This window comes from Mucilaginibacter humi, assembly GCF_013087555.1.
On sequence record NZ_JABFCR010000059.1, the window covers coordinates 1 to 22,845 of the forward strand.

At 41.8% G+C, this 22,845-nt stretch carries 32 protein-coding genes and 3 pseudogenes; 9 read left to right on the plus strand and 26 right to left on the minus strand.

All coding sequences use genetic code 11. The annotated features are described in order from the left end of the window. The 5 genes from HK413_RS11900 to HK413_RS18305 all read left to right on the plus strand — a co-directional run. The coding region (locus tag HK413_RS11900) for a nucleotide exchange factor GrpE (protein WP_175270297.1) at positions 1 to 371 on the plus strand (371 nt) is incomplete at its 5' end. A gap of 151 nt (positions 372 to 522) precedes the next feature. Beyond that, complete coding sequence (dnaJ, locus tag HK413_RS11905) at positions 523 to 1,689, plus strand: molecular chaperone DnaJ (protein ID WP_175270298.1); 1,167 nt, start codon at positions 523 to 525, stop codon at positions 1,687 to 1,689. A gap of 132 nt (positions 1,690 to 1,821) precedes the next feature. Further along, positions 1,822 to 2,781 carry a Ppx/GppA phosphatase family protein gene (locus tag HK413_RS11910; RefSeq protein ID WP_175270299.1) on the plus strand — a complete coding sequence of 320 codons (960 nt, stop codon included), beginning with the start codon at positions 1,822 to 1,824 and terminating at the stop codon, positions 2,779 to 2,781. 80 nt (positions 2,782 to 2,861) lie between these two features. Then, complete coding sequence (locus HK413_RS18300; RefSeq protein ID WP_246230447.1) at positions 2,862 to 3,794, plus strand: gluzincin family metallopeptidase; 933 nt, start codon at positions 2,862 to 2,864, stop codon at positions 3,792 to 3,794. Next, positions 3,791 to 4,858, plus strand: coding sequence for a M1 family aminopeptidase (locus tag HK413_RS18305; protein WP_246230449.1), 1,068 nt, complete (start codon positions 3,791 to 3,793; stop codon positions 4,856 to 4,858). The genes HK413_RS18300 and HK413_RS18305 overlap by 4 nt, the downstream gene beginning before the upstream one ends. Positions 4,859 to 4,951: 93 nt before the next feature. On the opposite strand, the gene HK413_RS11920 is transcribed toward HK413_RS18305, so the two are convergent. Next, a complete protein-coding gene (locus tag HK413_RS11920) occupies positions 4,952 to 5,518 on the minus strand; it encodes a Maf family protein (RefSeq protein ID WP_175270300.1) in 567 nt (188 codons plus the stop codon). A 247-nt stretch (positions 5,519 to 5,765) separates the two neighbouring features. On the opposite strand from HK413_RS11920, the gene HK413_RS22320 reads away from it, so the two are divergent. From HK413_RS22320 to HK413_RS11940, 4 genes are all read left to right on the plus strand, one after another. Continuing rightward, positions 5,766 to 6,011, plus strand: a complete 246-nt coding sequence (locus HK413_RS22320; RefSeq protein WP_175270301.1) for a carboxypeptidase-like regulatory domain-containing protein — start codon at positions 5,766 to 5,768, stop codon at positions 6,009 to 6,011. Then, positions 5,935 to 6,171 (plus strand): hypothetical protein, encoded by a 237-nt coding sequence (locus tag HK413_RS11930; protein ID WP_217452280.1) that lies wholly within the window; start codon positions 5,935 to 5,937, stop codon positions 6,169 to 6,171. The genes HK413_RS22320 and HK413_RS11930 overlap by 77 nt, the downstream gene beginning before the upstream one ends. A 151-nt stretch (positions 6,172 to 6,322) precedes the next feature. Next, positions 6,323 to 6,532 carry a hypothetical protein gene (locus HK413_RS11935; RefSeq protein ID WP_175270302.1) on the plus strand — a complete coding sequence of 70 codons (210 nt, stop codon included), beginning with the start codon at positions 6,323 to 6,325 and terminating at the stop codon, positions 6,530 to 6,532. Between the two features lie 315 nt (positions 6,533 to 6,847). Continuing rightward, positions 6,848 to 7,723, plus strand: a complete 876-nt coding sequence (locus HK413_RS11940) for a hypothetical protein (protein WP_175270303.1) — start codon at positions 6,848 to 6,850, stop codon at positions 7,721 to 7,723. A gap of 2 nt (positions 7,724 to 7,725) precedes the next feature. On the opposite strand, the gene HK413_RS11945 is transcribed toward HK413_RS11940, so the two are convergent. The 25 genes and pseudogenes from HK413_RS11945 to HK413_RS12055 form a co-directional block, all read right to left on the minus strand. Further along, positions 7,726 to 8,247: a KdsC family phosphatase gene (locus tag HK413_RS11945; protein ID WP_175270304.1), complete on the minus strand. Its 522-nt coding sequence runs from the start codon at positions 8,245 to 8,247 to the stop codon at positions 7,726 to 7,728. A gap of 34 nt (positions 8,248 to 8,281) precedes the next feature. Beyond that, a pseudogene (gene iscX, locus HK413_RS11950) lies at positions 8,282 to 8,522 on the minus strand (Fe-S cluster assembly protein IscX). A gap of 74 nt (positions 8,523 to 8,596) precedes the next feature. Continuing rightward, a pseudogene (locus tag HK413_RS11955) lies at positions 8,597 to 8,927 on the minus strand (2Fe-2S iron-sulfur cluster-binding protein). Positions 8,928 to 8,946: 19 nt separating this feature from the next. After that, positions 8,947 to 9,729 carry a Rossmann-like and DUF2520 domain-containing protein gene (locus HK413_RS11960; RefSeq protein WP_175270305.1) on the minus strand — a complete coding sequence of 261 codons (783 nt, stop codon included), beginning with the start codon at positions 9,727 to 9,729 and terminating at the stop codon, positions 8,947 to 8,949. A 13-nt stretch (positions 9,730 to 9,742) separates the two neighbouring features. After that, the gene (locus HK413_RS21460; protein ID WP_317169549.1) at positions 9,743 to 11,158 is read right to left on the minus strand and encodes a hypothetical protein; all 1,416 of its coding nucleotides are present in this window, start codon (positions 11,156 to 11,158) and stop codon (positions 9,743 to 9,745) included. Beyond that, positions 11,139 to 12,221: a cytochrome c biogenesis protein CcsA gene (gene ccsA, locus HK413_RS21465; protein WP_317169550.1), complete on the minus strand. Its 1,083-nt coding sequence runs from the start codon at positions 12,219 to 12,221 to the stop codon at positions 11,139 to 11,141. Before ccsA (HK413_RS21465) ends, HK413_RS21460 begins: the two co-directional genes overlap by 20 nt. Positions 12,222 to 12,232: 11 nt before the next feature. Further along, the gene (locus HK413_RS11970) at positions 12,233 to 12,643 is read right to left on the minus strand and encodes a cytochrome c maturation protein CcmE domain-containing protein (RefSeq protein WP_175270306.1); all 411 of its coding nucleotides are present in this window, start codon (positions 12,641 to 12,643) and stop codon (positions 12,233 to 12,235) included. Positions 12,644 to 12,745: 102 nt separating this feature from the next. Continuing rightward, positions 12,746 to 13,528: a gliding motility-associated C-terminal domain-containing protein gene (locus HK413_RS11975; protein ID WP_175270307.1), complete on the minus strand. Its 783-nt coding sequence runs from the start codon at positions 13,526 to 13,528 to the stop codon at positions 12,746 to 12,748. Positions 13,529 to 13,589: 61 nt separating this feature from the next. Continuing rightward, a complete protein-coding gene (locus HK413_RS11980) occupies positions 13,590 to 13,832 on the minus strand; it encodes a hypothetical protein (protein ID WP_175270308.1) in 243 nt (80 codons plus the stop codon). Continuing rightward, complete coding sequence (locus HK413_RS11985) at positions 13,832 to 14,482, minus strand: hypothetical protein (protein WP_175270309.1); 651 nt, start codon at positions 14,480 to 14,482, stop codon at positions 13,832 to 13,834. Before HK413_RS11985 ends, HK413_RS11980 begins: the two co-directional genes overlap by 1 nt. Positions 14,483 to 14,595: 113 nt before the next feature. Further along, a complete protein-coding gene (locus tag HK413_RS11990; protein ID WP_175270310.1) occupies positions 14,596 to 15,123 on the minus strand; it encodes a T9SS type B sorting domain-containing protein in 528 nt (175 codons plus the stop codon). 72 nt (positions 15,124 to 15,195) lie between these two features. Beyond that, positions 15,196 to 15,969, minus strand: coding sequence for a hypothetical protein (locus HK413_RS11995; protein ID WP_175270311.1), 774 nt, complete (start codon positions 15,967 to 15,969; stop codon positions 15,196 to 15,198). A gap of 50 nt (positions 15,970 to 16,019) precedes the next feature. After that, on the minus strand, positions 16,020 to 16,307 hold the full coding sequence (locus HK413_RS12000) for a hypothetical protein (RefSeq protein ID WP_175270312.1): 288 nt from the start codon (positions 16,305 to 16,307) through the stop codon (positions 16,020 to 16,022). Positions 16,308 to 16,455: 148 nt separating this feature from the next. After that, positions 16,456 to 17,891 (minus strand): annotated as a pseudogene (locus HK413_RS12005) (Glu/Leu/Phe/Val family dehydrogenase). Between the two features lie 9 nt (positions 17,892 to 17,900). Next, positions 17,901 to 18,251, minus strand: coding sequence for a CcmD family protein (locus HK413_RS21470; protein ID WP_317169551.1), 351 nt, complete (start codon positions 18,249 to 18,251; stop codon positions 17,901 to 17,903). A 1-nt stretch (position 18,252) separates the two neighbouring features. After that, on the minus strand, positions 18,253 to 18,639 hold the full coding sequence (gene ccsA, locus HK413_RS21475) for a cytochrome c biogenesis protein CcsA (RefSeq protein WP_317169552.1): 387 nt from the start codon (positions 18,637 to 18,639) through the stop codon (positions 18,253 to 18,255). A gap of 8 nt (positions 18,640 to 18,647) precedes the next feature. Continuing rightward, positions 18,648 to 18,926: a hypothetical protein gene (locus tag HK413_RS21480; RefSeq protein WP_317169553.1), complete on the minus strand. Its 279-nt coding sequence runs from the start codon at positions 18,924 to 18,926 to the stop codon at positions 18,648 to 18,650. A gap of 28 nt (positions 18,927 to 18,954) precedes the next feature. Then, entirely contained in the window at positions 18,955 to 19,200 is a 246-nt protein-coding gene (locus HK413_RS12020; protein WP_217452279.1) for a hypothetical protein, read from the minus strand. Continuing rightward, positions 19,200 to 19,517: a hypothetical protein gene (locus HK413_RS12025; RefSeq protein WP_175270314.1), complete on the minus strand. Its 318-nt coding sequence runs from the start codon at positions 19,515 to 19,517 to the stop codon at positions 19,200 to 19,202. Before HK413_RS12025 ends, HK413_RS12020 begins: the two co-directional genes overlap by 1 nt. Then, entirely contained in the window at positions 19,460 to 19,759 is a 300-nt protein-coding gene (locus HK413_RS12030) for a hypothetical protein (RefSeq protein ID WP_175270295.1), read from the minus strand. Before HK413_RS12030 ends, HK413_RS12025 begins: the two co-directional genes overlap by 58 nt. Then, positions 19,699 to 20,172 carry a carboxypeptidase-like regulatory domain-containing protein gene (locus HK413_RS12035; RefSeq protein ID WP_246230453.1) on the minus strand — a complete coding sequence of 158 codons (474 nt, stop codon included), beginning with the start codon at positions 20,170 to 20,172 and terminating at the stop codon, positions 19,699 to 19,701. The genes HK413_RS12030 and HK413_RS12035 overlap by 61 nt, the downstream gene beginning before the upstream one ends. A gap of 120 nt (positions 20,173 to 20,292) precedes the next feature. Continuing rightward, positions 20,293 to 20,475 (minus strand): hypothetical protein, encoded by a 183-nt coding sequence (locus tag HK413_RS12040; RefSeq protein ID WP_175270316.1) that lies wholly within the window; start codon positions 20,473 to 20,475, stop codon positions 20,293 to 20,295. Between the two features lie 110 nt (positions 20,476 to 20,585). Beyond that, on the minus strand, positions 20,586 to 20,888 hold the full coding sequence (locus tag HK413_RS12045) for a hypothetical protein (RefSeq protein ID WP_175270296.1): 303 nt from the start codon (positions 20,886 to 20,888) through the stop codon (positions 20,586 to 20,588). Continuing rightward, entirely contained in the window at positions 20,798 to 21,493 is a 696-nt protein-coding gene (locus tag HK413_RS12050) for a carboxypeptidase-like regulatory domain-containing protein (RefSeq protein WP_175270317.1), read from the minus strand. Before HK413_RS12050 ends, HK413_RS12045 begins: the two co-directional genes overlap by 91 nt. Before the next feature lie 60 nt (positions 21,494 to 21,553). Continuing rightward, entirely contained in the window at positions 21,554 to 22,237 is a 684-nt protein-coding gene (locus HK413_RS12055) for a heme exporter protein CcmB (RefSeq protein WP_175270318.1), read from the minus strand. Positions 22,238 to 22,845 lie beyond the last annotated feature (608 nt).

Sequence of the window (22,845 nt, forward strand, 5' to 3'; positions counted from 1 at the left end):
TTAGGCGCCGCACGATAAAAGAGCGTGAAGATGCACGTAAAATGGAGGGTAAAGATTTAATTACTAACCTTTTACCAGTATTAGACGATTTTGACCGCGCTTTAAAAGCTACCGAAAACGCAACCGAAGTTGCACCGGTTAGAGAAGGTGTGTTGTTAATACAGAACAAGTTAAAAAATACGCTTACCCAAAAAGGTTTGTTACCGATGGAGTCAATCGGCCAGCCTTTTGATGCCGACCTGCACGAAGCGATAACCAATATCCCTGCACCTACAGATGACCTGAAGGGAAAGGTTATTGACGAGATGGAAAAAGGTTATTATCTTAACGATAAAGTTATCCGCTTTGCTAAAGTTATAGTTGGAGCGTAAGGTATAATGAAAGAAAGAATGAGTGATTGAGTGAGTGTGATTTGCACATTTACCAGTCGCTCATTTGATATATAATATAATGCTATTGGGCGAGGGAGAAGTGAAACCATTCACTCATTCACTCACTCACTAATTCACTCAATAATTAAAGATGTCAAAAAGAGATTATTACGATGTACTGGGCGTATCCAAAGGTGCGGATGCCGATGAGATAAAGAAAGCTTATCGTAAGATGGCTATTAAATATCACCCTGATAAAAACGAAGGTGATAAAGCAGCCGAAGAAAAATTTAAGGAAGCAGCCGAAGCTTACGAAGTTTTAAGCAACCCCGAAAAGCGCCAGCGTTATAACCAGTTTGGCCATGCAGCCAATGCGCAATCGGCAAATGGCGGCGGCTACGGCGGCGGCGGCGGTATGAATATGGAAGACATATTTAGCCAGTTTGGCGATATTTTTGGCGGCGGCAGCCCTTTCGAAGGTTTCTTTGGCGGCGGTGGTGGCAGGCAGCAAGGCGGCAGGCGCGTGGCCCGTGGCAGCAACCTGCGCATTAAAGTAAGGCTGACGTTAGAAGAAATTGCCAACGGTACAGAGAAGAAGATAAAAGTAAATAAACAAATCATCTGTAAAACCTGTGAGGGTACAGGCGCTAAAGACAAATCGTCTTTCCAAACCTGTAAAACCTGTGGTGGCCAGGGCGCGGTAAGGCGCGTAACTAATACCATACTGGGTCAGATGCAAACTACCAGCACCTGCCCTACCTGTAACGGCGAAGGTTCTGTAATAACTTCAAAATGTAATGTTTGCCATGGCGACGGTGTTGTACGCGGCGAAGAGACCATCAGCTTAAATGTGCCTGCCGGCGTTAGCGAAGGTATGCAACTAAGTATGAGCGGTAAAGGCAACGCAGCCCCACGTGGCGGTGTACCGGGCGACCTGATCATATTGATAGAAGAGATCCCGCACGAAACTTTAAAACGCGATGGCAACAATGTTATTTACGACCTGCACATCACCTTTATTGATGCAGCCTTAGGTACCAGCATTGAAGTGCCAACCATTGACGGTAAAGCCAAGATCAAAATTGATCCGGGAACCCGTGGCGGCAAAATATTGCGCCTAAAGGGTAAAGGCGTGCCAGAGGTTAACTCCTACCATCGCGGCGACCAACTGATCCACATCAATATCTGGACACCAAAAGCGTTAAGCAACGAAGAGCGCGCGCTGTTAGAGAAACTGCAAAACTCACCTAACTTCAAACCAAATCCTGGCAAGAACGAGAAAAGTTTCTTTGAACGGATGAAGGAATATTTTGAATAAGCAAGTCCGAAAGAACAAATAAAAAGCTCAGGGCCATATGGCTTTGAGCTTTTTTGCGTTTTGAAGTTTTTTATTGAAGCAGGTAAAACTTTAATCCTATTTTTAACTTTATATCTAAGCCTATTTAACCATATGGACGATAAAAAGCCTGCCACTGTATTTGCTACACAACAACGTGTCGCCGTGATGGATCTCGGCACCAATACTTTCCACTTATTAATTGCCGAGGGCAGCGCTGTTGATTATAAAGAGGTGGTTCATGAACACGATTCGGTTAAACTGGGCGAAGGCGGTATAAACAAAGGTATTATCCAACCGGCGGCTTATGAGCGTGGTATTACGGCCATGCAAAAATTCAGAGATGGTATTAACGGGCATGGCATAAAACATGTTAGAGCAATAGCCACCTCCGCTTTGCGCAACGCGTCAAACGGGCGGCAATTTATAGAAGATGTAGCTGACAAAACCGGCATCCAGATAGAACTGATAAATGGCGAACAAGAAGCCGAATATATTTACAAAGGTGTAAAGCTGGCGGGCGGGTTAACAGATAAAACCTCGCTAATAATGGATATTGGCGGCGGCAGTGTCGAGTTTATTTTGTGTAATGCTAATACCATCCTTTGGAAACAAAGCTTTGAAATAGGCGCGGCAAGGCTGATGGATAAATTCCATCGTAACGACCCCATTACTGCTGAGGCAATCAATTCCCTTCAGCTTTATCTTGAGGAACAGTTAACCACCCTTATCGCGGTAGCATCAAAATACCCAGTAGAAGCACTCATCGGCTCATCGGGGGCATTCGAAACTTTTGTTGAGTTGATCGAATTAGAAAAAGGGAACTCTTTCGACCTCGCTATCAAAAACTACGACTTTGAGTTTTCAGATCTCATCAACACTACCAATAAGTTAATAACCTCATCCCATGATGAGCGCAAAAGCATGAAAGGCATTATCCCTATCCGGGTAGATATGATAGTTGTAGCTTCCTTAATTACCCGTTTTATTATCGAAAAATTGGGCATCACTAAAGTCTGCATGTCAACATACTCTTTAAAAGAAGGTGTATTAGCCGAGATGATGACAACGTAGAGACGCAATATTTTGCGTCTCCGTTTTGGTTTTAAATTATCCCCTATCATGTGTATCTTGCTGTCTTTAACTGATACACAATGAAATTAAAATTTACGCTACTGGGCGTCGCCCTTTTCTCCACTATTGCCACACAGGCTCAAAGAAAGCCCCGTAACACCAGTAACGATACCATCGCTTCAAACTACTATCCTTCCAGCTTATTTGCGCCAGGTTTTTATACCGAGAAGGGAAACGAAGTTCATTCGCCAACCGGCGACCCCGGGCCAAAATATTGGCAAAACCGCGCCGACTATAAATTAAAAGCTAACATTGATACGGTTAGCAAAACGTTAACCGGCGATGCCACCATCACATACACCAACAATAGCCCTGATGCGCTGCAATTTTTATGGCTGCAGCTGGATCAGAATACCTATAAAAAGAATGCACGATCAAACTTTGTAACGGGTAATCAGCCGGCGGCGGCGGCACATACCAGCGGCTACCAGGTTGAATCGGTATTGATTACGCTAAACGGCAAGACAGAAAAAGCCTATTATGTAATTACAGATAGCCGCATGCAAATACGTCTGCCGGGTGCACTGGCTGCTAAAGGCGGTAAGATCACCCTGTCCATAAAATATCACTATACCATACCCGGCGCTTTTGGCGGCCGTACCGATTACTGCGATACCAAAAACGGCAAGATCTATGAAATTGCTCAATGGTTCCCGCGGATGTGTGTGTATGATGATACCCGGGGTTGGGATACCCTGCCTTTTTTAGGCAGCGGCGAGTTTTATTGCGAATATGGAGATATTGATTACAGTGTGACCGTTCCGTGGGATATGATCGTAGCGGGATCTGGCGAACTGGTTAACCCTGCAGAAGTATTAACAGTTACACAGCTTACCCGTTACAACCTGGCCCATAACAGCGATAAAACAATTATGATCCGCAGTGCAGAAGAGGTTACGCAGGCTTCATCGCGCCCTGTTAACAAGGGCACCCTTACCGGCACTTTAAAATGATGAATACCCGCGATGTTGCATTTGGCGCCTCTAAAGCCTTTATGTGGGATGCGGCAAGAATAAACCTTCCCGGTGGTAAAAAATCGCTGTCAATGTCTGTTTACCCTGTAGAGAGTGCAGGCAATGATGCCCGGGGAAGATCGACCGAGTACCTGAAAGGTGCTATAGAATACTTCTCGGCTAAATGGTTTATTTATCCTTATCCGTGCGCAGTTAATGAGGCCGGTATCGCCGGCGGCATGGAGTACCCCGGTATTTTGTTTGATGGAATTACTGATAAGGGGAAAGAGCTGTTTTGGGTAACAGCGCATGAAATTGGCCATAACTGGTTCCCGATGATCGTGGGATCTAACGAGCGCCGTCATGCATGGATGGACGAAGGTTTTAATACTTTTATTGATGTGTACGCGTCCGACGTGTTTAACAAAGGCGAATATGCTCCTAAACGTGATGGCGAATACGCACCGGGCGGCGGTAACCCTGCCGATGAGATCATCCCGGCGATAACCGATCCCGAATCACCAACCATTATGACCAACCCAGATGCGATACCCGAGAAATATCGTCATCCCCTAACTTATTTTAAACCCGCATTTGGGCTGATATTGCTGCGTGAGCAAATTTTAGGCAAGGACAGGTTTGATTATGCTTTTAAAAACTATATCCAAAAATGGGCCTTTAAACACCCGCAGCCAAACGACTTCTTCCGATCAATGGAGAATAGTGCCGGCGAGGACCTTGCTTGGTTTTGGCGCGGCTGGTTCTACAATAACTATAGCCTTGATCTGGCTTTAATCAGCGCTAAATATGTGGATGATAAAGCACAAAACGGCATACAGGTAGTGGTAGCCAACAAGCAACCCATGGCAATGCCGTTTACTGTGGAAGTTAAATTGAAGAACGGCGGTAAAGAGCGCATTTACTTACCGGTTGAAACCTGGCTGCAAAATAAGGCGACAACATTTACCATACCAACTACAACAGAAGCCGAATCAGTAACTATTGATCCGGATAACGCTTTACCTGATGTGAACAGGAAGAATAATGTGATGGTGGTGAAGTAAAAACACTTCTTGTCATTTTGAGCGAAGCGAAGAATCTGTAAACTTTGCAATCGCCGCCCGGCAGATTCTTCGCTATCGCTCAGAATGACAAACTTACAACCTCAACAATGCCTGATACACCTTCTCAGTTGGCAAACCAACCACATTGGTATACGATCCGTCGATCTTTACAATAGCCGTAACCCCTACCCACTCCTGTATACCGTATGACCCGGCTTTATCCATCGGTTTGTATTTGGTTACGTAGTTGGTGATCTCTTCATCGGTTAACATCCTAAAAGTAACATCAGAAACATCATAAAAACTATGATATTGCTGCTTATAAAACAGGCAAACACCAGTTATAACCTGGTGCACCTTGCCTGATAACATTTGCAGCATTTCAATGGCATGCTGTTCTGTTTCGGGTTTGCCTAATATATGGCCGTCTATGCTTACTATGGTGTCGGCAGTAAGCACCAGTTCCTCGCCAATGGTTTCGTCAAATGCGGTTGCTTTTTTTTGGGCGATGTAAACGGCAATTTCTTCGGGTGTTAGATTATCAGGGTATGATTCATCAACCTCTTTTAGCACGATCCGGAAATCAAGGTCCATTAATTTTAACAGTTCCTGTCTGCGCGGCGATTTAGAGGCTAATATAATAGGCGGAAAATTATTCATTTAAGTATGATTTGCTTCGCCTATAAAGGTAGCTTGTTTCACGATGAGATGAAACAAATGAAACAGATGAAACAAGATTTCGAGATAATTTATTGTAAATTAACTACTTGCGAAAAATGAATGAAACAAAATGAAACAAAATTTCGAGATAATACATTGATAATAAGACAATTAAAAATATCAATAAAATACAAATCCTGACTTATAAGTACGCATATATTATCCAAATTACCAATAGCTTAGTGCTATGCTACGCATAACCTATCACTATTTTATACTTTTCATATTATTCCTATTGCCAACATTGTGCTTTGGACAAGCAGTTTATGAGGGGCAGGTTATTGATAAAGAAACAGAACGTGCAATACCAAGCGTAACGGTAACCCTGGTAAAAGCCAAATTTGTCACAAAAACAAATGAGCGCGGATACTTTAAGCTATCGGCCGATAACCCTGTTGATGGTGACGCACTGCAATTTAGCTCTGAGCTATAAAACGCTTAAACTACCTATATCGGCTTATCAACCCCAGATGTTTGTTACGCTGGAAGCTACCAATACCCAACTTGAGGAGGTGCGTATTACCTCCGGTAAATTAAAAACGCTCACCCTAAGTAAGTTTTCTGGCGCGACCTGCATGAGCGCCCTACGATAGACCCTTATTTTACCATTCCGTTTACCTGGTTTCCGGGCTGTGCAAAGCAATTTATAATTCCGCAGGATAATATGCAGTTGGTTAGCATTCAATTAGGCAGGCGCGATTTTACAGAGAAGTTTACTACTACTAATAAGAATACCCGTTTTTAGTGCACGTTTTAGCGGCCGATACTGATAGCGGACAGCCCGGGAAAACTTTATTAACTAAAGAAGTTATTTTAACAGATAACGCGTCTTTTATTACCATAGACACGGGTAAGGATAAAATAAATCTTGAGACGGGTGTGTATTTTGTTGCTATAGAATGGTTATTCATACCTTTTAACGAAGTGATATCATTTTCCGGTTCAAAAAATTAGATAAGACCGGTAAGATAACTGAAATAATAGCGCCCTCCTACAAAGCTTACTATCAACCTGCGCTGGTAGGTTATACCCGCTACAGAAGTGATTTACAATGGCATCGACTTGGTAATATGATGTGGGGGCCACCGCTAATACGTTTACCCGAGTTTTCGGAAATGGAACCACCAAGCCGAATATGGTTAAAAAAGATGATGGCTGGCACGAAACACTTAGCAGCCATGAGGTGGCCTTATCTATCACACTTAATTATTAATGGGGATATGAGAATACTTTTAATTTTTGTATGCCTTACATCTTGTTTAACGGTGAATGCCGGGTAAAACCCGGGCACAACGTAAAAAAAACACCTTCCATATTATAGATAGCCTTAGTAACAAGCCTGTAACTACTTCGGTAACTATAGTTCGCGCGAAACTGTTTATTACTACAGAAAACGACGGTATATTTGTGATACCCGGCGACTTGAGTGCAATGCGCGATACGATAATTTTTAATGCCCAAAGTTATGAACCATTAAAAATGACTTTGCATGATTTGGATGGAAGGGATATTATCAAATTGAAGAAGTATGAAATAGCGCAGGCACCACCGGGACTTAACTTTAAGAATGATACCTTACTAAATGATTTTGACAGGGATAAAGTAGAATATTACGCTGGTATAAGCACTGGAACGGAGGTCTTTAATTACAGGCAGTTGGCTCAAAAATTCACTCTTAAAAATTCAGGTGTAAAGTTAACCGGCGCAAAAATTATCCGACTGGTGTTTAACGCCTATTACGAAGAGCAACACACAAAATATCGCTTACGGATCTATGATGTTGATAACAGAACCGGCGGCCCAGGCAAAGATCTGGCAAGCGAGGTAATTGAAATATCAAGCAGTGATGGGCAGCAGAATAACGCCAACCTCAAGAAGTATAACATCATCATACCTAATAAAACTTTCTTTATAGCTATTGAATGGATGCGCGATTATCATAACGCTTCGTTTACAGAGATCTATGAACCTAAACAATATAAGTCTGTAAAAATAGAAAGCTATAAACCTACTATAGGCTTATCGCCGATACAAGGTAAAGAGTTAAATATCTGGGCTATGAATTTTAAGGGAGAGTGGAAACCTTATACTTATTTTATGCCATTTGGGACAGACACGGCAATAAAGGCAGTGGTAGAATATTAAGCTTACCAGCTATACGCTTCCTCGCTCATCCATTTATCCTGAATCTTGAGTACCTTTTCAATCACATCGCGGGCACAGCCTTTACCGCCGCCAAGGGGCGATATATATTGACTTAAAGCTTTTACTTCTTCGCAGGCATCTGCAGGGCAAACCGGCAGGCCGGCTAACTTCATCACACCCGGGTCAGGGATATCATCGCCCATGTACAACACATTGGTTGGCAGGATATGCTTTGATTCGAGGTAGTTTTTAAACTTATCAGTTTTTACGTGGGCGCCTATAAATACATCTTTAATACCCAAACTGTTTAAACGATAAATAGCAGTTTTTGATCGGCTACCCGATATAGCACAAACATTATAACCACACTTAACCGCTAACTGCAAAGCATAACCATCCTTAATGTTAAAGGCACGGCTTTGCTCGCCGGTTTCAGTAACAAATACAGAACCATCGGTTAATACGCCATCCACGTCAAAAATAAAGGTGGTAATGTCTTTTAGCTTATGTAAGAATGATTCCATTTTGGGGATAAACTGGTTATATTATCTGGTTGGACTATTGATTATCGCGCCATTCATAAACCCAGGCAGATTGGATCTGCTCGGTGGCCTTCGGATGCTTCCTCGCGGGTACCCTCAAAGTTAGGCAGTGAAAGCACCCATTCCAGCAGGTCGGTAAAACGGATGCGGTATATTTTTGATTCGTTAAAATCATCGCCAAACTTTTCATAAAGCGACATAGCGATGTCTTCATGATCGTTCCAGTGTATTGGCAGGGCAAATTTATCGTCTGTCATGTTTGTTATGTTATACGTGGTACGTTATACGTTAAGATTATTAGCTATAAAAAAACGTAATATGTACAATCTTCTTAGTGTCCTAAAAACTGCGATTGATCAGGCAGCGTTACTTCTATGTCTCCGTCTATCATTACGCATTGGCAGCCTAATCTTGAAGTAATACGCGGGTTAACGGCACGGTCAATAAAATCCTCTTCCTTATCAGAAATTTCCTGAACGTTATCCGCACCTTTGTTAACGTATATATGGCAGGTGCTGCAACCGCATACCCCCGCAATTATGCTGCAATTCAATGCCGTTTTCCAGGCAAACATCTAATACAGATTCTCCCTCGGCAATAGGCAGTTCAATTGTTTCATGGCCCGCCTCCTCAAAGTTTATCTTTACTTTAAAAATATTCATTTTGGCAAAAGTAACAAAATTACTTATCCCCGTGCCGGTCAATATCCATTTTGATAATACCCTGACTTAACAAAGTATATAATTGCTGTAAATCAGGATAGCCTTGCAGTAGCCGCAGGTGGTTGTTCATAGTAATTTCGTCGTTACGTACAGCCGGTCCTGTTTGCACGTTAGCGGGTAAACTGTTCTGCACTTTCTCGGCAGTTTCCAATACCAGCGGGCGAAGCAGATCGAAATTTAATTGGTGCTCCGCCAAAATTTGCTGCGCGACATTATATAGATAGTTGGGGAAATTACAGGCAAATACAGCCGCCGGGTGCAACGTTTTACGGTGTTGGCTATCAATATCGTAAACGCTGTTACTAATGCCGTAAGCAAGCTCTTTTAGCCGTTTAGCTACCTCCTGATCCGCGGCTTCAATACAAAGCGGCACTGTACGAAAATTAACTTCTTTGGCTTTACTAAAAGTTTGCAGGGGATAAAAAACGCCCACATTATCACTAAATGCAAGCAAGGCGTAAAGGTCTGTAGCGCCAGAGGTATGCACCATTAGTTTTTGGTAAGGCGCAAGTTGTTCGGCTATTAAACCAATAACATCATCTTTAACGGCGATGATAAAAATATCTGTCTCGGGATCTATTTGCGAAAGATTGTCGATTGGCTCTGCTTTAACATGATAAGCCAGCAGGGCGGCGTTTTGCATATCGCGACTGTAAACCTGCACAATGCGGTGCCCGGCGTTTTTAAACGCGGCTGCCAAATGTGTGGCTACATTGCCCGAACCGATGATGGTGATACGCATAGGCGAAGATATGCTAAACCGTCTTCAACTCCTTATTTCTTCTGAAAATTGAGATCAAAATACCAATAACCATAATTATAGTACCCGACCATAAAAAGTTGATATATGGAAATTCTATGGCACGCATTACTATCCATTTCTTAGCGCTTTCCGGTTGCTGGTAAAGGGTTATCTCTACCTTACCTTTTTGCGGCAGCACTTTGGTGAAACGCAATTTTACACCAGCCTCTTCAACCTTGCGGGCAAAATCAAACGCGTTGTTGTTACGGATCATGTATACCGGCTCGGCCGCATAAGTTTTGCCGTTGGCAAAAACCTGTAGCTTGGCGCCTATAGCAACGTCTTTGTCAGTCAGCGTAATATCCTGCACTTTATCAATCCGGCCAATACTGCTTAATATAGCATAGCCATCTCTAAAACGGATAGTATCGCCGGGTGCAACTTCGCGGGTGAATGGTGCTTCGTATTTTTTATCGTCGTTAGCTTCATCATGGCCCGCCGCTTCTGTACCCTCGCCTATTTCCATGGCGTTAGTATAAGTAACGTGTGTATAAAGGTCGCTAAATAAATAGTGCACGGTATCCGGCGATGCGATCAAACCCATCTTGGCGTTGGCCTGTGCGTTGGGTTTTAAAATAAACTCTTCGGTGACCTTACCGTTAGCGTCAATCACCTTATAGCTCATTTTAAAATAGTGATTAGGCGGGGCTATAGAATCGCCAAAATAGGTAACGGTATACTTACCCATCACTACAGGCTGATTTTTATACAGGGTGATGTTTTCGCGCGGATTATTCTTTGCTTTAACAAACTCTTCGGTGATCTGCCCGCCGCCGGTTGTGTTTTCTGATATCACCTTGCTGGTGCCTGCGGATATTAAAGCGCCTATCATGATCAGCCCAAAACCTATATGCGCCACTGCCGACCCGGCCAGCTTAAATTTACCTTTTAAGGCATCTGCCAATACCTTGCCATTAGCTAATACCGAGTAAAGGGCACCTACCATTATCAGTATAAATACAAAGTTTAGCTTGTTAGCGCCGGTGAAATAAACAATTGGCAGGGTAAGTAAACCTGCTATCACCAAATAAACTGCGGTGGTGATAATAAACTTGGTGGTATCGGTTTTTTTATATTTTAAAAATTGGGTAAAACCGGTCAGGAAAGTTACCACTACGGCAAATGACGCCTGTACAATGTTGTAATGTTTTACCGGATCGGACGGCGGGGCCAGCTTGGTGCCAAAAATAGCGTTCCATACCGGGATAGATGATACCACCACCGGTGGAAGCATGACAGGCATAAAAATACCGCCCCAACAAACATCCAGAATTCGCGCGAGTAGGTTTCTTCGTCCTTGCTGGTGCGCGGTAATTCTTTCCAGCGGATAGCCAGTAATGTTATTGCGATCACCGGAAAATAACAACATCAGCCACTAAATGCCAGAACATACCAGCATCGGTAAACGAGTGTACAGAGGTTTCGCCCAATACACCGCTACGGGTTAAGAATGAAGCATACAATACCAGCACAAAGCTCATCAGCACCAAAATAGCGGCTGTGATATAGGAATGCCCGGTGTTTTTGTAAACGATCATTACATGGACCGCGCCAACTAATATTAACCATGGGATGATGGAAGCATTTTCCACCGGGTCCCACGCCCAAAAGCCACCGAACGATAATGATTCATAAGCCCAAAACGCACCCATAATAATACCGGTACCCAATATCATCATCGCGAATAATGCGTACGGGATAGCTGCGTGTACCCAGTCTTTATAACGTTTTTGCCAAAGGCCGGCTATCGCATAAGCAAACGGCACCACCATTGACGCGAACCCTAAGAACAGCGTCGGTGGGTGTATAACCATCCAGTAGTTTTGCAGTAGCGGGTTCATGCCGTTACCATCCTTTATGTAGGTTAAATAATTGTGGTAATACTCAGGATTGGTTGCATATATTGGTACCTGCTCTTTAAGATTAATAGCTTCGCGAAGCAAAATAAACGGAGAGGTACCTACACGGCTGCCAAATATATCAACGCCGATCAACATGGTTGCCAGTATAGCCTGCGATAAAGAGACTACGGCCATCACCGGGGTTTCCCATGATTTAGCTTTCCAGATCAGGATATTACCCAATACAGCCTGCCAGAAGGTCCATAACCAGAAGCTGCCCTCCTGCCCATCCCAAAAACTTGAAATGATATAATGGGTAGGCAACGCTCTTGATGAGTGTTCCCGGGCATAATAATACTCAAAAAGGTGATTTAAGATAATGTAATATAAACATACGCCTATGCCTATAACAGCTATGGTATTGATATAAGCTCCCGGGCGGCCCGGGCGTTTCCATGAAGCATCAACAGGGTTGGTAGTTGCAAAATAATAGCTTATTGCCGCAAACAGGGCCGAGCCAAATGCCAAAATTGTAAAGAACTGGCCCGGGTGGCCCGGTAAAAGGTGTTCGCCTTTAAAAGCTGTATCCATTAAATAAGGTGTTATATGTTGGCTTGTTTAGCCTTGAACTCTGTCATCTCTACTTTGTCCTGGGTATATTTAGACGGACATTTCATTAATATTTTTGATGCATGAAACTCTTTACCACGCATTTGTCCGGTTAACACTATTTGCTCAGAACGCTCAAAATCCTGTGGCTTAGAGCCGGTAAATACTACTTTGCATTCTTCGCCTTTATTATCCTTCATGTAAAAAGAGAAGTAATTGGCATCCTTGGTAGCATCGTAAAACAATTGCTTTTCTTTATTCAAATGGCCAACTACATGCAATTCGCTTGTTGTATTTTGCGCGTCTTTAAACGAACCATAAGTGCTTGAGTTTGAGTAAACACTTATTATAATAGCTATTGCTATCGCGATAACTACCAGGCCAAATATGGAAGATTTTTTCATTGACGGTTTATTTCCTGTAATTCAAGTGCAAAAATACAAAACGTACAGGTAATAATGTTTATTACTAAGGATATATATTATTTAGAATTCATCTAAATAAACTTATCGAATGATAGAGATAGATCCGCTTTCTTTTATCCTGATGTTGTAATAAGTATCTAACCCGTTAAAGATCCAGTAATAGGTACCGGCAGGCAGGTCCTTCCCTTTAAAATTACCGTCCCAAAAGGCAGTTGGTGATTTGGTGGAATATATCAATTGTCCGTTACGGTTAAAAATATCCAGGTTACCAAATTGCACATAACCTTCTATATGCAGGGCAAAAGAATCATTCACTCCATCGTTATTAGGGGTAAAAACATTAGGCGCTGTTACAACAAAAGGAAACGGCGGTAATACGGTTACACGCACCGGATTTATCTGTTCGCAGCCGAAAGCGCTTTGCACTTTTATAAAATACATTCCACTCTTATCTATCGCTGTATAATTTATTAATGGTATGGTGGCGTGTATATCGGCATAATAACCATATGTGTTATCGGGCAGCTTTATAAATGTTTTAGTAATATCAACTGTAGCAGGATACCGCACGGGTTCGGGGTAAGTAACCTGTATCACGGGTGCGGTAAGTTTTACATGAATAGGTTTTGTATCCGAACACCCATTTTCACCTTTCGCTTGTATATAATAAGTCCCGGCTAACACCACATGCGTTGAGTCGCGTAAATGGGACGAGAGCGAAGCATCTTCAAAATAGTTATAAGTTAATTTTTCACTGCTGCCCTCTGTTACAAATTTAGCAGTCAAGTCAACCCCAGTTTCGGGGCAACCATATACGGTATCAACTAACTTGAGTTTAAAATCAGTTTCGACTTTGGTTACCATGGTATAAAAACATCTTCACACCCTAAACCGGGGTAAGGCGTCACTTTTAACGCGTACCGGGTTAAGTTTGGCGGCGGGGGTATAATTCCATGTTTTGACCGGTGCCCAATTTCTGCGACATATCTTCATTATACCATTCATACCCGGCAAATCCTTCAGGCCCCTTTAACATAATTGATTTCTGGCCCGGGCAATAAGTAGCGCCTTGAATTGGCGCCGCCGTTTTACCTTCATCTATATCAATATAAGCGTAACCAAAATGCACGGAGTAGACGCAATCATTGGTGGTAAACTCAATCCTCATTAGTTTACCCGGTATTGATGCAGGTCCAGCGTAGCCGTCGACCAATCTTTATAATAAACCGGCGATTCTACATTATCGCTGTCTTTAAATGATCCTGCCGCCTTTTTAAACCCCGGCAAGTTAGGGCTGGCTATAAAATCAAAGGATGGACAGCTAACGTATTTATCGGCACTTACATCATAAATACGCGCTGTAAAGCGGGGTTGCTCATACTCTTCGTGTTTAGGGTTTTGCAGCACAACCGCATAATTAAAGGTTATGGCATAAGCAAGGCTTGATTCGGTTGGAACAAAAAAGCTGTAGGTAATACTTTCGGCTTCGTGGTTTACATTATCATTTCCTAACCTTACCGAGTAATTGCTGCCATTGGGGCAAACAACGGGAAACTTACCATAAGGGTCAACTTTGGCACCATCGGCCACCCGGCTAAGAAGCGTATGCCGGCCTTCTATTGGCGGGCTGGTGCCGATTGTTAAAACCGATGATGTATAGGTACCTGTGGCTACATTAAACCCTTGCCCGGTTATTGTGCCCGCCTTGCAATTCCAGCCATTAAGCGAGCCATCCTCAAAACCTATATTGGGCGGCAGAGTTTGAGCAAAGGATGTGGCGCTTAACAATAAAAATATGATAACCAGGTTTTTAAACACGGGGCATTTGTCTTAAAAAGTGAATTTAAGAAACATTGGGTATTATAGCTAATGACATAGCTATTACGTTAGCTTTTAGCTAAGCGTTGCTTGAGGATTTAGATTGATTATAACTATCGGATAATAGCCACCGAACCACTTTTGGTGATTTTAGTATTGTAATAGGTATCTGTACCATCAAACAGCCAGTAATAGGTACCGGCTGGTAAATTTTGGCCATTAAAGTTACCATTCCACAAAGCATCCGCAGTGTTTGTTGTATATACCAACTTGCCGTAACGATTGAAAACATCTAGCTTATTAAACTTTACATATCCTTCAATATGTAAATTAAAATAATCATTCACTCCATCGTTATTTGGTGTAAAAGTATTTACTGCTGATACAATATAAGGAGGTGGCGGTAAAACAGTTACTTTCACGGCTATGAAATTCTCGCAGCCATAGTTAGTAGTCACCTTAATGTAATAAGTTCCACTATGATCAATTGCTTTATAATTAGCTAATGCCTTACTTCCGACGGCATCATTAAAATAGCTGTAGCTAAAACCGATTTGTTTTACGTAGGTTTCTTCCAGATTAACTGTAGCAGGATACGTTACGGTAGCGGGTTCGGCAGAAGTTAGTTGAGGGCTATACATACTAACGTGTACGGGTAATATATCTGTACAACCTTCAGCGCTTGTTGCGCGGATGTAATATGTACCCGGGGCCTACTTTTTCGGGTCCCGCAAATATTCATTATCAGCTCCGGAAGAATTGATAAAATAGCCGAATTTCAGGCTAGAACTGCTACCCATAGTGACAGATGAGGCCGTAAGATCAGCATTTGTCCCGGGACATATCCTTACTGTATCGGGAATTTTAAAGACAAAGTCTGAATAAATTTTATTTACTACCGTATACAACACATCATTACAGCCTACATCAGGATAAGCTATAACTTTAAGCGTGTAACCGGTACCATCTGGCGGCGATGGTACAGTTAAGTTTCGCTCCTGTCCAAGTTCTGTGCTCATGTCGGCAGTTTTAAACCAGTGATATTCTTTATATCCCACCGGCCCACTCAAAGTAATATTAGGTTGGTTATTACAGTATGAATTACCGCCGATTGGTTTATAAGACTCCGTATCATTAATATCCAAATAAGCATAACAGAAATGAGCGCTAGGCACACAATCATTAGTTGTAAATTCAAGCCGTATTACTTTTCCTCCATATCCTGTTAAGTTTAAAGCACAGGTAGACCAATCTTTATACCACACCTCAATATTTGCAGCAGTATTTTCTGATTGAACAAACCCGGGTAATTCAGCGCCCGGTGCATCAAAGACAAATGCGGGGCATTCTATATATTTATCGTCGGTGACATTATATACATTAACCGTAAATTTAGGCTGCTTCATTTTGTCGTGTCGAGGTTTAGGATTTTGTAGTACAACAGCATAGTTAAACAATAAGCTAAACACATCTTTATCTGACGGCACGGTAAATGTATAAGCAACCCGTTCATAGTTTCCGTTTGCGCCATTAGTTTTTACCGGTCGCCTAAACGAATGGAATGATTACTACCATTTGGACATACAACCGGGAAGTTTCCATAGGGATCAACTTTGTTGGCGTCTGCTACCTTATCAAAAATCACAAACCTTTCGGGGATAGGATAAGTTTCTGAAGGTATAGCGTTACCGAGATTATCAACACGCCCCGCATAAAGCACCCAATGACCGAACGTACCGTCGTCAAAACCAATATTTGGGGTAGCGTTTTGCGCGAATGAATTAACGCTGATAAACAGAAATAATATAAATATCCTTTTAAACACAGGGGTTACCTAAAAAAGTGAATTTAAGAAACATTGTTTACTTATAGGTAAACTATTGTTCAATTATTATATTAGGATATTGTAACCGTTGTTTTAAACTAAAAAGGGCAGGCTTATAGCCCACCCCTTCTATTAATTAAAAAAATCATTACGGCCAGATACCCAAATTTTGGTAAGACACCGCTATTTTATTAATAACACCTACCAAAGCGGCGGTACGCATACCGTCAATTTTTTCGTTGTTTTTATAGATCTCTCTAATTTCGTGGTACGAACGGATCATGGTATCCTCTAAGCCGGAGTTTACCAATTCCAGCTCAGACGCGCCTTTAACAATGGTTGCCCTTTGTATAGGGGTTAAAGAAGTACCGGTTATACCCTCGACCATGTTTACCAGGTTAAGGTTGGTAGTTTCTTCAAACCTGCGGTTGATACGGCCAAAGGCTACGTGCGACAGGTTTTTAACCACTCGAAATAAGATACGGTTACACCGCCGGCGTTGGCATACATATCAGGCACCACAATACCGCCCATCTGGTAAAATATGGTTTCGGCTTCCGGGCTGGTAGGGCCATTAGCGCCTTCAACTATAATTTTTGCTTTAATATTGCGGATGTTATTAATGGTTAACTGGTTCTCTAATGCAGCAGGGATCAAAATATCGCACGGCTGCTCCGGGCCCTCCATGGTGTTCTTAAATTCTTTTTTGGCACCAGCGTAGCCAAGGATGGATCCGGTGGCTTTACGGTGCTGAAACACCGCTTCAACATCTAATCCATCTTCGTTATAGATAGCGCCCTCAAATTCGCATAAACCAACTATCAATGCGCCAAACTCAGACATAAACTTAGCCGAGTAATAACCCACGTTACCCAAGCCCTGTACAATAACTTTTTTACCGGTTACACCAGGCGTTAAACCTAATTTTTGCATATCCTCGGCAACGCTCACACATTCGCGGGCGGCAATGGCCACTCCCCTGCCCGTAGCTTCGCGGCGGCCTGCTATACCATGTAAGGCGATGGGTTTACCTGTAACAGCACCCATAGCATCCAACTGGCCCGGGTTCATCGTAGCATAGGTGTCGGCTATCCAGCTCATCTCGCGTTCGCCGCTTCCATAATCTGGTGCAGGTACGTCAATACTGGGGCCAATAAAGTTTTTCTTGATTAACTCTACCGTATAACGACGGGTTATATTCTCTAACTCTTGTACAGTATAGTTTTTTGGATTTATCCTGATGCCACCTTTTGCGCCACCAAACGGAACGTTTACAATAGCGCATTTATACGTCATTAAGGCAGCAAGCGCCATTACTTCGTCCTCATTAACCATTTCGCTGTAGCGGATACCACCTTTTGTTGGCGATTGATGGTGGGAATGCTCGACACGCCAGGCGTCAATTACCTCGAAGCCATTGCCACGGCGGATAGGGAAACGAAAACGGTAAACACTATTACATGATTTTATTTGGTCTAACAGACCGGCATCGTGCTTGGTAAATTGTGCTGCGTAATCAAAGTTACCGCACACATCGGCAAAGAAGTGTGTCTCTTGATTAGCGGCTGAATTATTTGTAGCCATAATTAGTTGTTATAATATGATTTTATCAATAAAGGACGCAAATTTGATACAAATTTTATCAATTTCGCAATTTATTATGTCACCATACTGTATACTTATAGTAACATTAGTATAAAAACTATGTTTAAACAACCATAGCTTATTTTTTAGGCTACTTTTCTTTTTCGATTTTTTTAATCGCCTGTCTATCGTAAACAGGTAAATGGCCAAACCAATAAAAATTATAACAATTGTGGCTATAACCACATATATTTTACCCGAGCTGCGCAACGCGTCGGCCATTTCAACAGCTTGTGGTTGCTGGGCAAATGCCGTTACAAAAGATAAAAGGAATATTAATAAGGCTATAGATCTTTTCATGTTAGTTTATGCTGTTTCTTTTATTTTCAATTAAACGGATACGGTAACGCAATGTAGCTATCCAGATAGCGACTAAGCTCCGTGCTATAAAAGCCGGGTAAAGCACTATCCTCATCCGGTTGTCCATATCTAACCTGCCAAAAGCCGGGTTGCCACCGTTTCCGGGATGCAAAGAGTCTGTCATCCGTGGCAATACCATTATTAAAACGATCATTATCGGGAAGGAGAAAATGTTATAGATGGCAGATATCTTCGCCCGTTTCTGTTCTTCGTCTATCGAGTTACGTAAAACAGCATAAGCACAATATAACAAAAAAGCTATGGCGGCGCTGTTTTGTTTAGGGTCATTGCTCCAAAATTCGCCCGGTGTGTATTTTGCCCACATCATGCCTGTAATTAGTCCAAGCACGAAGAAAAAATACCGGTATTTGTACTTTCAACTGCTATCAGGTCATATTCTTCTTTACCGGTTTGCAGGTATTTAATGCTATAAAACACTGATATGGTAAATACCGTGAACATGGCTATCCACATTGGCACGTGGAAATACGTGTTACGTATAGTTTCATGAAGGATAGGCATTACCGGCACACCAAGTAAAAATCCGGCAATTAAAGTGTAAAGTATAATGACAACCGCCAACACTTTCCACCGGGTTTGATATATAAGTTTCATGTTTAAATTGTGACAGCAAATGTAATAATTATTTATGTTGCAGTGCTTCGAAACTTTGCGTGGGTACATAATCAACAGGCAATAGTTCTGATAAGCGGGCTTTGCTCAGTGTGCCCTCATACAACGGATCGCCATTAATTACAATTCCGTTCTTATCAAATAACGCGTACGGCGGATTATTAAATAAGGTAACCACGCTTATTTCATAATTAGGCATATCCAGCGGGCGGTAAATATCTTTATAGTTATTTTCGTCCCGTTTACGGGTATACATCACATATAGATAGTTGGGAAATGTAATAGCATAAATACCGGTTGCTGTGTATTTCGTAATAACTCGGCCGAATACCGGGGCACTGTCGTTATCCTTTCGTGCGTATATTTTGAAAGATTGGCAATATCTATCCAATGATTAAGTGAATCGGGCCGTGCAAAAGTTTTATACCGGGTCATCCTTTGATGAATAATTTCGTCGCTGGGGCGCTCGGGGTTTAAATAGCGCATAAGCCGGCGCACTTCAAACCCTTCCCGGGTTAGCTGATCGGTATAAAGCGCGCGATAAAAATGCATGGGCGAACCATAATAAGCCATGTCCCTGTTTTCATCCCATTTCTTTTTTGCGATTTTGATCCGGGTAATTCTTCAAATAAACGTTGCCCGCCATAGCTAACTATGTTATTTATACCATCGCTCTTAAAATCTTTAAGCAGGAATTTAACCCGGTAACCTAATCCACGGTTTTCAATAACCAGAAAGTTATCACTTTCGGCGCCTAACAGTAACTTCTTTTTACTATAGGTAAAGTACAATACATCAGGATTAAGTACTGGCATTGTTTGGCATTTGCATCTGTACCAATAAATTCCCTTTTAAATTGCTCGAAGTTTCTTTTCCAGTCGGCTTTGGCTGTTGTTGAAATTACAACCTCTCTCAATTGAATTACTTTTGGTTCAAGCTCAACATTTATTGTAATTGGGGCATCACCCACCTGTACCTTTTGTGTAAAGTCGCTAAAACCTACTGATGTAACAACCAATGTATATTGCCCCGGCCTAAGCCTGTTCAGGCCATAGGTACCGTCGTTTGCCGTGCTGGTGCCAAATGATGAGTTACTTAAAAAAACGCTGGCCCGCTGCACCGGCGAATGAGTTTCTTTTGAGGTAACCCTACCGGTTATGCTAACAGTTTGCGCCGTGGAAAAAACCGGACAAAGAAAACACAACACTATAAACCGGGCAAACCGCATACTTAATTTAACACTGGAATTTTTAAACCGCTAATTAAAACAATTAGAACTAAAATATTAAGGAGCACAAGCGTAAATATAAATATTCTAATGTTGTTTTAATTAGCCGGTACGCAGTAGTTAGGGTTGTTTTTCATAAGGCGTATAATCAACCGGCAATAAGGTTGACAGGCGAGCCTGCGACCACGTGCCCTCATACAATGGGCTATCGCCTATAATGGAGCCGTTTTTATCAAATAATATGATATGGTTATCACCAGTATAGCTAACTATAGTGGTGGCATAATTCAAATCATGCGGCACACGGTATACATCTCTAAAAAAGGTCGTCTCCCATTTTTTGTATACACTACATACAAATGATCCGGAACACAAGGGCCATCAATCCTGGCTTATCGGTTGGTTGCACTATACTACTTACTGCTATGGGGCCCCTGCCAACTATTTTTTGCCCGGGTGTAGTGCGAGCTATTTTTAACTCCCATCCAGTAGAATGTGGAATCCATGCTGGAATGTCTGAATTTTTCTATATTTTCATCAATAACATTCTCCGGCGGGCGCCTGGTGTTAAACTGGCGGGTTAAACGATAGATCTTAAAACCGGCAGCAGCCAAACTATCTTTACCTAATTCCCTGTAAAAATGCCTCGCCGAACCATAATAAGCCTCATCGCGCCTTTTATGCCATCTTTTCTTTTTCGAATCGCCGCCGTCCATCTCTTTAAAAACCGGCTGCCGGCATAGGTAACATCACCCGTATTTATATTGCTTTTAAAATTTTTCAGCATGTATTTAATACGATAGCCCAGCGCGTTATTTTCGATTACTAAAAACTCATTAGTTGACGCTTCTAAAACACGCTTATCCTCATAAAATGCAAAGTTTAACACTTCGGGATTAATAATTTTGCAATCGTCGGCATTTTTATCGCTGCCGATAAATTCCTTTTTAAACCGTTTAAGAGCTGCTTTTTTATCAGACTTTGATATACTTGTTATTTTAACTTCTTTAAGTTGGGTAACTTTAACAGATAGCCCTATATCCAGCTTGACAGGTTCGGTGTTTAAAAGTATAGTTTGTGTATTACTTTCATACCCTACCGCGGTAACTACTAAAATATATTGACCCGCCCTAAGTCCGTTTAATGCAAATGTACCATCTGTACCAGTTGAAGTACCGAAGGATGAGCTGCTTAAAAAAACGCTGGCACCTGCGACGGGTGCTTTGGTATTCGCATCAAAAACTTTACCCGTAATGGCGACACTTTGTGCCCGCACAATTACGGGTAATAGTATGAATAATAATATCCTTAATAATTTCATGTAGTAGCTATACGTGTATTGTAAAATGATAATAGAAACGGATTTTGGGTATTAGTATTGTTAATCGCGCCATAAATATGGGAAGAGTAACAAAGCTGTTGCCATAACTATAGCGTTTATAGCACAAAGCACGCCAATATCGCCATAACTAACGCTGCGGTCTATACCATCCATTGCATTTTTACTCAGACGTATCAATATTAAAATAACGGGGATAATAACGGGGAAGCTCAGGATCGCCATTAATGTACCGTTATTACCCGCTTTTGATGCAATGGCCGATATCATAGTAAAAACGGTAGAGAAACTAAAGCTGCCCAATACTACTACTGAAAAGTAAAATAAGGGGTCGCCAATGGTATTAGTGAAAAAGACAAGATAAACCAGTAATGCCAGTATGCTAAGTAATGACATCAGCAAAATATTATAAAAGGTTTTTGACAGGATGATAGCATGCGGACTGGCAATACTATAATAATAAAGCAACCTGCTCTTGCTTTCCTGCATAAAGCTTTTGGCGATGGCATTTACAGATGCAAACAGGATGATGATCCAGAACAAAACGTTCCACACCACTTTATACCCCCGGCTTTTATCAAACCCCGGGGTAAGGTTAAAAGAAATATAGCATACAAACACGGTTGAAACCACATATAACAGCACACCATTAAAAGCGTATTTGGAGCGCCACTCCAACACAATTTCTTTTTTAAACAGCTCCCATGTTTGATCTATCAGTTTCATCGGGGTAAAAATAGTGATTGTAGATTAGTTAATTAATGATTAGTGAAAAAGAGCTAAATTTACCTTATGCCAGTAATGTATATGGGGAGACGACCTTGCCCATTGTATGCATGGAATTATGCACTATAGTTAACTATACTGGTGATAACCATATCATATTCTTTGATAAAAAGGCTCGCCTGTCAAGCCCATTGTATGAGGGCCGTGGTTGATTATACGCCTTATGAAAAACAACCTAACTACTGCGTACCGGCTAATTAAAACAACATTAGAATATTTATATTTACGCTTGTGCTCCTTAATATTTTAGTTCTAATTGTTTAATTAGCGGTTTAAATTCCAGTGTTAAATTAAGTATGCGGTTTGCCCGGTTTATAGTGTTGTGTTTTCTTTGCAGGCTCGCCTGTCAACCTGCTGCCGGTTGATTATACGCCTTATAGAAAAACAACCTAACTACTGCGTACCGGCTAATTAAAACAACATTAGAATATTTATATTTACGCTTGTGCTCCTTAATATTTTAGTTCTAATTGTTTAATTAGCGGTTTAAATTCCAGTGTTAAATTAAGTATGCGGTTTGCCCGGTTTATAGTGTTGTGTTTTCTTTG